Origin of the sequence: Brevibacterium sp. VCM10 (genome assembly GCF_000583215.1) — a bacterium.
Lineage (GTDB): Bacteria > Actinomycetota > Actinomycetes > Actinomycetales > Brevibacteriaceae > Brevibacterium > Brevibacterium linens.
In genome coordinates this window covers 1-622 of record NZ_JAJB01000139.1, presented here as the reverse complement: position 1 = coordinate 622, position 622 = coordinate 1, and the positions used below count along the sequence as shown (strand labels likewise).

Sequence of the window (622 nt, the reverse complement as noted above, 5' to 3'; positions counted from 1 at the left end):
CCGTCGCCGAACTCCTCGATCGCACGACACCGAAAGAGCTTGAAAAGAACGTGTCCTGGACACAGGCCGATGTCGATGAGGCCGGGTGGACACCGGTGACGGAGAAGCACGTCGACGAGGGACTGCCGCTCGAAGACGTTGCCGAGAGCGCGCTGAGGGTCAGTGACAATCTGGCGATGAACATTGTGCTCGATGAGCTCGGTGGGCCCGAGGCGCTCGACGACGCCCTGGAGAAGAACGGTGACATGACGACCGAGGTCACCGACGAAGAGCCGGAACTCAACGACGTCGAAGACGGCAGCACGGACAACACCACCACTCCGGCTGCAATCACTGCCGATCTGCAGAGCCTCCTCGACCCGCAGCGGTTTTCGGACGATGATCGCAGGGTGCTCTTCGACTGGATGTCGGCGAACGAGACCGGTGACCCGCTCATCCGTGCCGGCGCACCCGAGGGATGGGTGGTCAGAGACAAATCGGGGCACTCGGATGCGATTCAGAACGATATCGCAGTGGTCACGCCTCCCGATCGCCAACCCATCGTCGTCTCCGTGATGACAGAAGCCGATGACCCAGAATCAGAGGACGGACCGGCCCTGGTCGCCGCCGTCGCCGAGGCGGT

1 protein-coding gene is annotated in these 622 nt (G+C 63.0%); it reads left to right on the top strand.

The genetic code is table 11. The features are described from left to right. Positions 1 to 50: 50 nt before the first annotated feature. On the top strand, positions 51 to 622 hold a 572-nt coding region (locus tag AD89_RS0117780; protein WP_231488774.1), incomplete at its 3' end, for a serine hydrolase.